This is a genomic window from Aureimonas sp. Leaf427 (assembly GCF_001425485.1).
GTDB lineage: Bacteria > Pseudomonadota > Alphaproteobacteria > Rhizobiales > Rhizobiaceae > Plantimonas.
In genome coordinates, this window is the sequence record NZ_LMQW01000043.1 from 279,536 (window position 1) to 291,825 (window position 12,290).

13 protein-coding genes are annotated in these 12,290 nt (G+C 69.9%); 5 read left to right on the plus strand and 8 right to left on the minus strand.

The window, feature by feature from the left end:
* Positions 1–77: 77 nt before the first annotated feature.
* Positions 78–1,649, plus strand: coding sequence for an L-aspartate oxidase (locus ASG62_RS19150; RefSeq protein WP_056697238.1), 1,572 nt, complete (start codon positions 78–80; stop codon positions 1,647–1,649).
* Positions 1,646–2,512 carry a carboxylating nicotinate-nucleotide diphosphorylase gene (nadC, locus tag ASG62_RS19155; protein ID WP_056697241.1) on the plus strand — a complete coding sequence of 289 codons (867 nt, stop codon included), beginning with the start codon at positions 1,646–1,648 and terminating at the stop codon, positions 2,510–2,512. Before ASG62_RS19150 ends, nadC begins: the two co-directional genes overlap by 4 nt.
* Positions 2,513–2,527: 15 nt before the next feature.
* Here the strand turns inward: nadC and ASG62_RS19160 are convergent, their stop codons facing one another.
* Positions 2,528–4,096 (minus strand): hypothetical protein, encoded by a 1,569-nt coding sequence (locus ASG62_RS19160; RefSeq protein WP_056697242.1) that lies wholly within the window; start codon positions 4,094–4,096, stop codon positions 2,528–2,530.
* Between the two features lie 171 nt (positions 4,097–4,267).
* Here ASG62_RS19160 and panC point away from each other — a divergent pair, with 171 nt between their 5' ends.
* Together panC and panB are read left to right on the plus strand one after the other, a co-directional pair.
* Complete coding sequence (panC, locus tag ASG62_RS19165) at positions 4,268–5,203, plus strand: pantoate--beta-alanine ligase (protein WP_082537388.1); 936 nt, start codon at positions 4,268–4,270, stop codon at positions 5,201–5,203.
* Positions 5,172–5,990 (plus strand): 3-methyl-2-oxobutanoate hydroxymethyltransferase, encoded by an 819-nt coding sequence (panB, locus tag ASG62_RS19170; RefSeq protein ID WP_056697243.1) that lies wholly within the window; start codon positions 5,172–5,174, stop codon positions 5,988–5,990. The genes panC and panB overlap by 32 nt, the downstream gene beginning before the upstream one ends.
* A gap of 22 nt (positions 5,991–6,012) precedes the next feature.
* Here panB and ASG62_RS19175 read toward each other — a convergent pair whose 3' ends face one another.
* The 4 genes from ASG62_RS19175 to ASG62_RS19190 are packed head-to-tail and all read right to left on the minus strand — an operon-like array spanning position 6,013 to position 8,951.
* The gene (locus tag ASG62_RS19175) at positions 6,013–6,972 is read right to left on the minus strand and encodes an NUDIX hydrolase (RefSeq protein WP_056697245.1); all 960 of its coding nucleotides are present in this window, start codon (positions 6,970–6,972) and stop codon (positions 6,013–6,015) included.
* A 1-nt stretch (position 6,973) separates the two neighbouring features.
* Positions 6,974–7,483 (minus strand): tyrosine phosphatase family protein, encoded by a 510-nt coding sequence (locus tag ASG62_RS19180; protein WP_056697246.1) that lies wholly within the window; start codon positions 7,481–7,483, stop codon positions 6,974–6,976.
* A 5-nt stretch (positions 7,484–7,488) separates the two neighbouring features.
* Entirely contained in the window at positions 7,489–8,076 is a 588-nt protein-coding gene (locus tag ASG62_RS19185; RefSeq protein ID WP_056697413.1) for an HD family hydrolase, read from the minus strand.
* A 32-nt stretch (positions 8,077–8,108) separates the two neighbouring features.
* A complete protein-coding gene (locus ASG62_RS19190) occupies positions 8,109–8,951 on the minus strand; it encodes a YgfZ/GcvT domain-containing protein (protein ID WP_056697247.1) in 843 nt (280 codons plus the stop codon).
* Between the two features lie 117 nt (positions 8,952–9,068).
* Between ASG62_RS19190 and ASG62_RS19195 the strand changes: the two genes are divergently transcribed.
* Positions 9,069–10,397 (plus strand): dihydroorotase, encoded by a 1,329-nt coding sequence (locus ASG62_RS19195; protein WP_162246033.1) that lies wholly within the window; start codon positions 9,069–9,071, stop codon positions 10,395–10,397.
* A 56-nt stretch (positions 10,398–10,453) separates the two neighbouring features.
* Here ASG62_RS19195 and ASG62_RS19200 read toward each other — a convergent pair whose 3' ends face one another.
* The 3 genes from ASG62_RS19200 to ASG62_RS25895 all read right to left on the minus strand — a co-directional run bounded on the left by ASG62_RS19200 (position 10,454) and on the right by ASG62_RS25895 (position 12,284).
* Positions 10,454–11,380 carry a hypothetical protein gene (locus tag ASG62_RS19200; protein WP_056697249.1) on the minus strand — a complete coding sequence of 309 codons (927 nt, stop codon included), beginning with the start codon at positions 11,378–11,380 and terminating at the stop codon, positions 10,454–10,456.
* A gap of 34 nt (positions 11,381–11,414) precedes the next feature.
* Entirely contained in the window at positions 11,415–11,675 is a 261-nt protein-coding gene (locus tag ASG62_RS19205; protein WP_156382253.1) for a hypothetical protein, read from the minus strand.
* A 102-nt stretch (positions 11,676–11,777) separates the two neighbouring features.
* Positions 11,778–12,284: a TIGR02301 family protein gene (locus ASG62_RS25895; protein WP_082537389.1), complete on the minus strand. Its 507-nt coding sequence runs from the start codon at positions 12,282–12,284 to the stop codon at positions 11,778–11,780.
* Positions 12,285–12,290 lie beyond the last annotated feature (6 nt).

Sequence of the window (12,290 nt, forward strand, 5' to 3'; positions counted from 1 at the left end):
GCCTCTTCGCGGGCGCATCCTCGCGCAACTCCGGCCGCAGGCAGGAACGGGTCTCAACGAAAGAGGCGGATGGGCCGATGGCAGCCTTGAGCAGCGCGGGCGACGCGACGGCGTCGATCCTCATCGTGGGCGGCGGGCTGGCAGGGCTCTTCTGCGCCCTGAAGCTCGGCCCCCGTCCGGTCACGGTCCTGGCGGCCGCGCCGATCGGCGAGGGGGCCTCCTCCGCTTGGGCGCAGGGCGGCATCGCGGCGGCGATGGCCGAGGACGACACGTTCGAGAAGCATCTCGCCGACACGCTGGTCGCGGGCGCCGGCATCGTGGACGAGGCGGTGGCGCGGCTGATGGTGTCGGAGGCGCCCGCCCGGGTGCGCGACCTCCTGGCCTATGGCGTTCCCTTCGACCGGGATCTCGAAGGCCGGCTGCAGCTTTCGCGGGAGGCGGCGCATTCGGAGCGGCGGATCGTGCGCGTGCGCGGCGACATGGCGGGGCGCGCGATCATGGAGGCGCTCGTCGCGGCCGTCCGCGCCACGCCTTCGATCCGGGTCGTCGAGAATATCGTGGCCGAGCGCCTCCTGATCGAGGACGGCGCGGCGGCCGGGGTGGTCGCGCGGACAATCGACGGCCGACGCGTGACGATTGCCGCCGGGCAGGTCGTGCTCGCCTCCGGCGGCATCGGCAATCTCTATGCGGTCACGACCAATCCGCCGGAGGCCCATGGCGCGGGACTCGGCATGGCCGCCGCCGCCGGCGCGCTGATCGCCGATCCGGAATTCGTGCAGTTCCACCCGACCGCGCTCGATGTCGGCCGCGATCCCGCGCCGCTCGCGACCGAGGCCCTGCGCGGCGAGGGCGCCGTTCTCGTCGATCGCACCGGCCGGCGCTTCATGCCGGACTATCACCCCGACGCCGAACTCGGGCCGCGGGACATCGTGGCGCGCGGCATCTTCGCGGAACAGGCCGCCGGGCGCGGCGCCTTTCTCGATGCGCGCGCCGCCGTCGGCGCGGCGTTTCCCGAGCGCTTTCCGACCGTCACCGCCTCCTGCCGCGCGGCCGGCATCGACCCGGTGACCCAGCCGATCCCCGTCGTTCCGGCGGCGCACTATCACATGGGCGGCGTCCTCACCGATGCGGACGGGCGAACCAGCGTGCCGGGCCTCTGGGCCTGCGGCGAGGTCGCCTCGACCGGGGTCCATGGCGCGAACCGGCTCGCCTCCAACTCGCTGCTGGAAGCCGTGGTCTTTGCCGCGCGGATTGCCGAGGCGCTGACGGATGCGAGCGATGCCGCGCCCGCCACGGTCCGCCCGCCCCCCGAGCCGCTCGTCGCAGGGGCCGACGACGCAGAGGCCATCCGCGAGCTTCGCGCCGTCATGAGCCGCGATGTCGGCGTCATCCGCGACGCCGGCGGATTGCGCCGGGCTCTGCGGGCGCTGGCCGCCCTGGCACGGCCGCCGCGCGGCGCCGATTTCGCCAACCGGCTGATCGCGGCGCGCTTCGTGGCGGTCGGCGCTCTCCTGCGCGAGGAGAGCCGCGGCGGGCATTTTCGCTCCGATCGTCCCGAACCCGTCGAATCCTGGCGCCGCCGCACGCGCTTGACGCTGGCCGAGGTCGATCGCGTCACGACCGAACTCGCCGAGGAAGCGCTGACATGAAGCCGTCCGACATGCTGCCGACATTGCCGCTGCCGCTCGTTCGGGAAGCCGTGCGGGTGGCGCTTCTGGAGGATCTCGGCCGGGCCGGCGACATTACGAGCGCCGCCACCATCCCCGCCGCGGCTCGCGCGCGTCTCGTCATCGGGGCGCGCGAGGCCGGCATTCTCTGCGGCATGGACCTCGCCGAAGAGGCGTTCCGCGCCATGGACGGCGCGATCGAGATGCGCCGTCTCATGACGGACGGGGACCGTCTCGCCCCCGGCGCGATCGTCGCGGAGGTCGAGGGACCCGCGCAGGCGATCCTTTCGGGCGAACGCACCGCGCTGAACTTTCTAATGCACCTGTCGGGCGTCGCCAGCCTCACGCAGACCTATGCGGCGCGCATCGCTCACACCAAGGCGCGCGTCACCTGCACGCGCAAGACCGTGCCGGGCCTGCGCGCGCTGCAGAAGTACGCTGTGCGATGCGGCGGAGGATCGAACCACCGCTTCGGCCTCGACGATGCGATCCTCATCAAGGACAACCACGTCGCGGTGGCCGGCGGCGTCGCGGAGGCCGTGTGGCGGGCGCGTGCCTATGCCGGGCACCTCGTCGCCGTCGAGGTCGAAGTGGATACGCTGGAGCAGCTGGAAGAGGCGATGACGGCGGGGCCGAACGCCGTTCTTCTCGACAACATGACGCCCGAGCAGCTCGCCCGTGGCATCGCGATCGTCGCGGGGCGCGCGGCCGTGGAAGCCTCGGGCAATATCTCGCTCGCCACGATCGGCGCCGTCGCGGAGAGCGGCGTCGACTACATCTCGACCTCGAAGATCACCATGTCCGCGCCCTCGCTCGATCTCGGGCTGGACATTCGGATCGATTGACCGGAAGCGATCCGGTCAGGGCGTCTTCGGTGCCGGCTCGTCGCCCTCGGTCGCGGGATCTTCGGTGGGCAGCGCGTTCTCGTCGGTCGGCGCCGGAGTCGGCGGCGTGTCCACGTTCAACTCGTCCGCCTCCGGCGTGGGCGCCACGATCTGGTTGCCGTTCAGGATCACGGAACCGTCGGACTTCGCCGAGACGATCCACTGCGAGCGCCCCTCCGGAAGCGGCTTGGCGAAGCCCTGCGCCAGCGCCAGCATGCCGACGACCTCGTTGACGGACGGGTCCTTGGCGGCCTCGGCCTGGAGGGTCGAGATGACCTTGTCGAGGCCCTTCGCCTCGATCGTCACGTTCGATTCCGGCTGAGCGGCGCTGAAGAGAAACTGCCCTTCGAAGGTGAGATCGAGATCGCGCGAGGTCAGCCGGCTCTTCTCGATCAGAAGACGCGGGGGATTCTCGGAGAGGCCGGCGAGGAGGTCCGTGCTCGTCTCCTCGGGCAGGGCGGGGTCCTTGGACAGATCGAACTCGGCGATGACGCGCTTCAACGGCGTCTCGATGTCGGCGCCCTCCAGCTTCATCGTGACGGAGGCGTCCCGCGGCATGAGGCTCGCCGCCCAGCCCGGCATCATCGGCGACTGCGCGGAAAGGCCCGCGAGGTCGAACCCGTAGCTCAGGCCGCTGGAGGTCGAGATGCCGTCCATCGCGAGCCGGACCTTGGCCGACTTGGCGGAAAACGAGCCGAAGGCCGAGGTGACGTTCACGTCGTTGAACGCGGTGGCGCCGTCGATCTTCGACCAGAGCGGGAGCGCGGTGCCGAGCAGCCCGCGCAGGATCTCCTGATCTTTGACGATGGCGTCCTTGTCGGCGCGCGCGACGGCGAAGGCCCAGAGATCGAGAAGGGCTCGGCTCTTGAGTCCTGCCATCGTCGTTGCCGACGTGATGTCGGCCACCGCGACGTCGACGTTGGCGCGCTCCGTTCCCGCTTCGGGATCGAGCTTGACCGCGACCGTCTCTTTGAGCCCCGTCATCGTCTGGCGGATATCGGCGTCGACCGCGCCGCCCGCGACCTCGCGCGCCGTGCTCTCGGAGCCGATCGCCCCGAAGGTCGCGGTCACGTCTGAGGCCGGATCGCTGGCGGTGATCGTCGCGCCCGGAATGCTCGCGGTGCCCGACAGGAACACGCCGAGCTTCGGGGAATAGACGCCGGTGAACGTGCCGGCCTGGAACTTGTAGTCGCCGGTCTGGCGCTGGCCCTCGATCGTCACGTCGAAGACGGCGCTGATCGGGTCCTTGGACGAGACGTCCCAGTTTCCGTCGCTCCGCTCCGCCGCGAGGATCGAGTAGGGCGCGATCTCGACCTTGGTTCCGGGCTCCAGAAGCGGCGCGATGGCGGCATTGGGCGCGAAGGTGATGCGGTAGCCCGGGCCCTCGGGCGCGACCGTCACGACCTTCGCCTCGAAGGCGGAGGTGCCGAAATAGACCGCCAGCTCCTCGGCCAGCGCCTTGGCGCCGGCATCGGACGGCGCCGTCTGGGCGGCTGCGGGGCCGGCGAGCGCAAGGCCGAGGGCGAAGGCGGGCGTCAGACGCATCGATGGACTCCAAACCGGCGAAGGATTCGCTCTCCGAAGCGTTACAAACACGATTTTCCGGCGCCGTTCCAGCATGCGGGTCGCATCGGCGACCGCAATGCGCAAATGTGGATGACGCGCGCCTGCAAAACTGGCAAACGGTGCGGCATAAAAGGGCACCGGTTGAGATCGATGACACAGACCCTCGTCACGCGAACCATCGCCGAGCTGCGTGCGGCGCTGAAGGATCACCGCCGCGCCGGCCGGACGATCGGCCTCGTGCCGACCATGGGCTATCTCCACCGCGGCCACATGGCGCTCGCGACCGAGGCCCGGCGGGCCTGCGACGTCGTCGTGCTCTCGATCTTCGTGAACCCGACCCAGTTCGGGCCGAACGAGGATCTGGCGACCTATCCGCGCGATCTCGAGGGCGACCTCGATCTCTGCCGCCGGCACGATGTCGATATCGTCTTCGCGCCCGATGTGGAGGAGATGTATCCCGAGCCGATGCAGACGGCGGTCGAGGTCACGTCGCTTTCGACCATCCTCATCGGCGCGCAGCGTCCGGGCCATTTCAAGGGCGTGGCGACCGTCGTTGCCAAGCTCTTCAACATCGTCCAGCCGGATTGCGCCTATTTCGGCGAGAAGGATTTCCAGCAGCTCGTCACGATCCGCCGCATGGTGCGCGATCTGTCGATGGACATCGCCGTCGTCGGCGTGCCGACCGTGCGCGAGGTCGACGGGCTCGCCGCCTCCTCGCGCAACGTGCGGCTGACCGCCGAGGATCGGCGCGCCGCCGTCGTCATCTCCCGCGCGCTCGACCGCGCCGGCGCGATGGCGCAAGCGGGCGAAAGCGATCCGTCCGCGATCGTGGAGGCCGTGCGCGCGATGATCGCGGCGGAACCGCGCGCTGAGCTTCGCTCGGTCGATCTGCGCGATGCCGCGACGCTGGCGGAGATCGCAGCGATCGGGGATGCGTCCGCCGTCGTGCTCGTGACGGTGCGCTTCGGAAATGTGCTTCTCATCGACCAGCGCGAAATCGGCACGGCCGGACGCGCTTCAGCTCGCCAGGGAGCTGCCACGGAAGGAAACGGGCATGAGCGCACGAAGCGAGATCAAGCGGCATAGCGCTCCGGCCATCCGCGCCCGCAAGGGCGGCGAGCCGATCGTCGCGCTCACCGCCTATAGCGCGCTGACCGCAAGGCTCGTGGACGAGATCGCCGACGTGATTCTCGTCGGCGACAGCCTCGCCATGGTCGAGCACGGGCTGGATTCGACGCTCGGCGCGACGCTGGACATGATGATCCTGCACGGGGCGAGCGTCGTGCGCGGCTCGGCGCGGGCGCAGGTCGTGGTGGACCTGCCCTTCGGCTCCTACGAGGAAAGCCCGGCCGCGGCCTTTCGCAGCGCGTCCCGCGTGATGGCGGAGACCGGCTGCGGCGCGGTCAAGCTCGAAGGCGGCGTTCATATGGCCGAGACCATCGCCTTCCTCACCCGGCGGGGCATTCCGGTCATGGCCCATGTCGGCCTGACGCCGCAGGCGATGATGGGCTTCGGCGGCTTCAAGACGCAGGGGCGCGAGCGCGCCGAATGGGCCGCGATCGAGGCCGATGCGAAGGCGGTGGCCGAGGCGGGCGCCTATGCGGTGGTCGTGGAGGGCGTGGTCGAGCCGCTCGCCGTGCGCCTGACCGACGCGATCGACATTCCGACCATCGGCATCGGCGCCTCCGCGCGCTGCGACGGGCAGATCCTCGTTCTGGAGGACATGCTCGGCCTCAGCCCGCGCGTGCCCCGCTTCGTCAAGCGTTTCGGCGATGTCGGCGGCGCGGTGACGGAGGCCGTGAAGGCCTATGCGGACGCCGTGCGCGACCGCAGCTTCCCCGGGCCTGAGAACGTCTACCAGCCGAAGGACTGACGTTCGGGACAGTCGGCGGCTTCTACGCGCGGCCGAAGCGGATGCCGGGCGAGGGGCGCTCGTTCAGCACCTCCTGGCGGAAGCGGAAGAGGGCGGCGGGGCGCCCGCCCGTCGCGGAACTCGACTGGCCCGTCGGCTCCACGAGCTGGGTCGTCTCGACGAAGCGGCGAAAGTTCTGCTTGTGGATGTGCCGGCCGGCGATGGCCTCCGCGACGGTCTGAAGCTCCGTCAGCGTGAAGGTGGGCGATAGAAGCTCGAAGATCACCGGGCGATACTTCAGCTTGGCCCGCAGCCGCGCGATGGCGGTGGCGAGAATGCGGCGGTGGTCGAAGCGCATGGGCGTGCCGAGTTCGGCCTCGGCCGAGACGGCGGGAAAGCGCCCGTCGCGCACCGCCTCTTCGACGAGACCGGCCTCGTAGAGAAGCTCGTATCGGTCGAGCACGCGCTCCTCGTCGAAGCTCGCGCCCTCGCCGGTGCCGAAGGCGAGGCGGAGCCGGCTCGCGCGCTCCTCGCTTCGTGGGCTCGGCATGGCGGCCCAGCGGAGGAGCCCGGGCAGAATCACTGCGTCGATCACGGCCGGCCGGCCGCCCCGCCAGTCTTCCCAGGGAAAATAGCGGTAGAAGCAGCGCCAGGCCGCGCCCGTCTCGGCGAGCGCGGGATCAGCGGAGGCTTCCATCCGGGCGAGCGCGAGATAGCCGACGGAGACGACATGCGGCGCGGCATCGCCCGCCGCGCGGTGCCGGCCCCGATCACCGAACGTATAGAGCTGCTCGACATAGCCGAGCGACAGGCCGGCCTGGCTGCCGACGAAGGTGCGCAGTCCCGCCTCGAAGGTGCGATGGCGCAGGGGATCGAAGGGGCCGAAGGGTAGGCCGTCCGGCTCGCCCGGCTCCGCCGCCGGCACGATCAGGACGAGGGGCGCGTCGCCGCCGACGGCGACGATGGCGGCGTTCAGCCCGACCTCGACCTGCAGCGTGCCCATTTCAGATCGGCAGGACGAAGGGCGTGCCGGAAAAGGCGTCCGCGCCCCGGCCGATGCCGGCGATAGCGCGGATCATGCGGCCCTCGCGCCCGAGCGCGGCATCGGCGAGCGCGATCAGCTTGGGGTTCGGCGTCGCGGACGGCGCCCGCCGCCGAAGCTCCTCGGCGAGCGCCGTCTCGTCGAGATCGGGGCGCAGCGCGAGGGCGAGGATGTAGGCTGCGGCCGTGGAGCGGCTGATGCCGGCATAGCAGTGGATCGCGAGCGGAGCCTCCCGGCTCCAGGCTTTTCCGAAGGCGAGCAACCGGCCGAGATGCGAGTCGGCGGGCAGAACGAGGCCTTCCGAGGGCTCGGCGATATCGTTCATGCCGAGGAAGAGATGACGATGCGGCTCGATGGAAGCGGGGCGCTCGACGATCGCGTGCTCGTTGATGAGCGTCACGAGATCGAGCGCGCCGTGTTCGGCGACGGTCGCGGTGAGATGCGCCAGCGAGGAGACGACGAGATAGGGCATGGGTCTCAGCGGGCTCCAGACGTGGCACCCCCGGCGCGAACGAGCACGTCGAGTTCGCGAAAGCGGGCGAGGAACAGCCGGCCGACGACCTCGGCGGGTTTGGGCTCCAGCGTCGCCGGCGCGGGCACGCCCTCGGCGGGGCGGCCGAAGAAGGCGCCGGCCTCCTCGGTGGAGAAGCCCGCGAGCCGCGTCGCCTCGTGATAGGCCGAGAGCCGGTCGGCCGCCTTGATCGCCTTCAGGACGGGTGCGGGCAGCACCGCGGGCAGGCCGAAGCGCAGGTGGATCGCGCGCTGCAGCCGCTCCTCCACCAGCTTGTAGTCGCCGCCGACGATGCTCTTGAAGGGCGAGATCATGTCGCCGATCACGTATTCCGGGCCGTCATGCAGGAGCGCGGCCAGACGCCAGCGCGGATCGTCCTCGGGCAGGCGCACATTGGCCTCCACGATCAGCGAGTGCTGGGCGACGGAGAAGGCGTGCTCGCCGCGCGTCTGGCCGTTCCATCGCGCCACGCGGGCGAGCCCATGCGCGATATCCTCCACCTCGATATCGAGCGGGGAGGGATCGAGGAGATCCAGCCTTCGCCCCGACAGCATGCGCTGCCAGACGCGCGGCGCCTTCTCCGCTCTCACGAGCCCGCATCCTCGCCGGCGGGAGCCGGCTCCGGCAGGACGTAGCCGGCCCAGGGCGGAATGGCGACGTCCACCCTCACGCCGTCTGCGGCGAGCGCGATATCGGCGGCGAGCGCGGCGGCGAGACGATCGATGCGCACGATCGCCATGCCCGCGCCGCCCGTCGCCGTCAGCACCGTGCCGATCGGGCGCTCGCCGGCCTGGATTTCGGCGCCCGGCGTCAGGTGGCCGTCCGCCTCGACCAGGACCAGCCGGCGCCGCGCGGTGCCGCGATGCTGCATGCGGGAGACGACTTCCTGGCCGACATAGCAGCCCTTCTTGAAGGAGACGCCGGCGTTCTGATCGAGAAGAACGTCATGCGGAAAGACGTCGGAGGCGGGAAAGTCGCGCTCGGCCTCGGCGATGCCGGCCCGGATGCGCAGGGCCTCGAACTCGGCGGACGGGCGCTCCTCGATGCCGGCCGGCGCCTCGCCGTAGAGCCGGCGGACGGACGTCTCGGCAAAGCGACGGTCGACCGAGCCGACCTCTTCGTCCCAGATGGCGAAGACCTCCGTCTCCGGCGTCTCGAAGGCGATCGGGGCGCGCAGGCGATAGAGCGTCAGCCGCTTCAGGAGATCGGCGCGCGCGATGCTTGCTACGTCGATGCGGATGCCGTCCTCGATCCGGCTAAGCAGGAAGTCGAAGAGAATCTTGCCCTGCGGCGTCAGGAGCGCGGAGGGGCGAACCTCGTCACCTCCGATCGCGTCGAGATCGGAGGTGACGAGATTCTGGAGGAATGCGGAAGCCGTCTCTCCCTTCACCAGAAGAAGGCGGCGGTCGGCCAGTCGGGCAAAGGGCATGGCGTCTCGCTTCGCTGCGTCTCTTCGGTTACGTAGACGCGCCGGCCCGAAGTCACAAGCAAGGCCGTGCTCCCCGCCCGTGTCCCGGCGGGGTCGAGCCGCGAAAGGAATGCGCCCGTGCCCATCAGCTACGATCTCATCCTCAAGGGCGGCACCGTCGTCAACCAGGACGGCGAAGGCCTGCGCGACATCGGCATCCGCGCCGGTCAGATCGCGGCGATCGGCTCGCTGGACGCCGCCTCGGCCGGCGAGGTCGTTGACTGCCGGGGGCTGCACATCCTGCCCGGCGTGATCGACAGCCAGGTGCATTTCCGCGAGCCCGGCCCGACCCACAAGGAGGATCTCGAATCGGGATCGCGCGCGGCCGTGCTCGGCGGCGTCACGGCGGTCTTCGAGATGCCGAACACCGATCCGCTGACGACGAGTGAGGCCGCGCTCGCCGACAAGCTCGCCCGAGCCAAGGGGCGCATGCACTGCGACCACGCCTTCTGGGTGGGCGGCACGCGCGAGAATGCGGGCGATGTCGCCGACCTCGAGCGCCTGCCGGGGGCGGCCGGCATCAAGGTCTTCATGGGCTCCTCGACCGGCAGCCTCCTCGTGGAAGACGACGAGGGCGTGTCGGAGATCCTGAAGCGCACGCGCCGGCGCGCCGCCTTCCACTCGGAGGACGAGTTCCGCCTTCGCGAGCGGCTCGGCGAGCGCGTCGAGGGCGATCCGTCCTCCCATCCCGTCTGGCGCGACGCCGTGGCGGCGCTTCGCTGCACGGAGCGCCTCGTCTCGATCGCCGAACGGGTGCGCGCACGCATCCACGTTCTCCACATCTCGACGGCGGAGGAGATCGAGTTTCTCGGCCGGCACAAGGATCTCGTCACCGCCGAGGCGACGCCGCATCATCTGACGATGAGCGCGGCCGACTACGCCCGGCTCGGCACGCTTCTGCAGATGAACCCGCCGGTGCGCGACGCGCATCATCGCGACGGGATCTGGCGGGGCGTGGCCGACGGCGTGATCGACGTTCTCGGCTCCGACCACGCGCCGCACACGCTGGAGGAGAAGGCCAAGCCCTATCCCCAGTCGCCCTCCGGCATGACGGGGGTTCAGACGCTCGTGCCGATCATGCTCGACCATGTGGCGAACGGCCGTCTGTCGCTCGCCCGCTTCGTGGACCTCACCTCCGCCGGCCCGCAGCGCATCTTCGGCATCGCCGGCAAGGGCCGGATCGCGCGCGGCTACGACGCCGACTTCACCATCGTCGATCTCAAGCGCCGCGAGACGATCCGCAATGCCTGGATCGGCTCGAAGGCGCAATGGACGCCCTATGACGGCGTCGAGGTGACGGGCTGGCCGGTCGGCACGGTGGTGCGCGGGCAGCGGATCATGTGGGAGGGGGAGATCGTCGCGCCGGGCGAGGGGCAGCCGGTGCGTTTTTCGGAAGGGCTTGGCTGAAATAGGCCGGCCGGGATCGGAGCAACTGCTTCGAAGAGCGTTCGATGCGCGGGCCTTCAGTCGCCCGCGACGAAGAACTGCAGCTTGCCGTCCGGCGAGATGCCCATGCGGTAGAAGTTGTAGGCGCCGAAGTTCAGCATTTCCTGATAGTCGCCGGCGGTCACGAGTTCGAAGAGCTCGACCTTCTGCGGCTTGGTCAGCTTGTCCACGGCAACCGCCGTGAAGTAGGGCCAGACGAAGATCTCGTTGTCGGAATCGGGCTCGTTGCGCACATGCCCGGCTTCCAGAACCTCCAGCATGATGGCGAGAAGCTCGACGCCTTCGCCGTCGCCGGAGGCCGATTTGAGGAACTGGATGGGATCGCCGCTCGCCTCGCCGAAGGAGAGGAGCGTGCCCTCCTCGCCGACCTGGATATAGGGCCGCAGCGCCTCGATATCGCCGGTCTTGGCGATGGCCATCAGGGTGTGACGCAGATCGCGCACCGGCTTGGGCAGGCCTTCCTCGCCATAGACGATGACGGCGGGCGGACCTGCATCCTCTTCGTCGATCGTCTTGGCGATCGCGCCGGCCGGCACCGTCGACGGGTCGATCTCGCCGGTGGTCGGCGCCTCTGCGCCCTCGCCATCCGGAGCCTCGCCGTCGGGTGCGGCGTCGGGCGCTGCGGGTTCGGTACCCGGGGCGTTCTCGGGCGGTTGCGTGGCCGGGGCCGCCGGCGGCGTCGGCTGTGGCCCGGCATCCGCAGGAGCGGTTGGAGCGGCAACGGGCGGGTTGGCGACCGGCGCTGCGGGCGCCGCTGCCGGTTCCGGCGAAGCCGAGGGCGTGACCGTGCCGGCCAGCGGCGGCAGCGGAACGGAGACGATGCCTTCGCGCTGCTGCGCGACGCCGTCCTTGGTCACGATCTGCGAGAAGGCGTGAGCCGGCTGTGCCAGCAGGACGGCGAGGCCGAGGGCCCCGCAGAGCTTGGCAAGATGGACGTCGATCATACTCGTCTTCTTTCGCGCCCGCAAAACGGCGCGCCTATTGCAGGTTCCGGTCGGCGCGGAACTCGCCATATTCGATGCGCTCGCGCAGCCGGACGAGAAGCTCCAGGACCTCCTCCTCGCCGTGCAGGCGCACGAGCTCGGTCAGCGCCGTGGAAATGGCCGTTTCCGCCAGGATCTCGGCTTCGATCCCGTCGGAGATGCCGTCGGCCCAAGCCTCGTGGTGATATTCGAACGCAACCTGCTTCTTCTCGGCTTCGATCATCGCGTCGAGTTCGGCGTTCTGCAAATCGATCATCCCGATCCCTCTCATTGAGCCTTTCGGCTTCACCTGTCGTTAAGGTCCTACACGATCCTGCGGCAGGCTGGCGTCCGACTTTCGCTGATCCTTAGCGAAGCGTTAATTTCCGTAGCGGGTGCCGATTTCCCGGCTGAGTGTTGCGCCTTCGGCCTGATATCGCGAGACGGCGAGGCGCGCGGCGGGCGTGCATTGGCGATAGGTCGACTCGAAGGAGCGATAGCCGCTGTTGAAGCTGGCGATCAGGATCTTGCGGTCCGCCTCGTTCGGCGCCTGGGCATCCAGCAGCTCGTTCATCTTCTGCCGCCACACCGCCGCGCCGGGATCGCCGCAGAGCGTGCGCAGGAAATGCACGGAGCCGAGGATCGAGGAGAGACGCCCGAGCGGCTTCATGAAGCTCGCATTCGAGGGCGCGGTCGCGGCCGGCTTCTCCTCGGCTTTCTCTGCGTCCTTCGCCTTGTCCTTGGCCGAGGATTTTGCCGGCGCTTCGGCCGCGGGCACGTCCGGAGACGAAGGCGGCTCCTGCGCCGAAACCGGTCCGCCCGCGACCAGGGCAGCCGCCAGGAGCAGCGCCGGTACGAGGCTGGAAACGGATCGACGTTCGGTCATGACCGT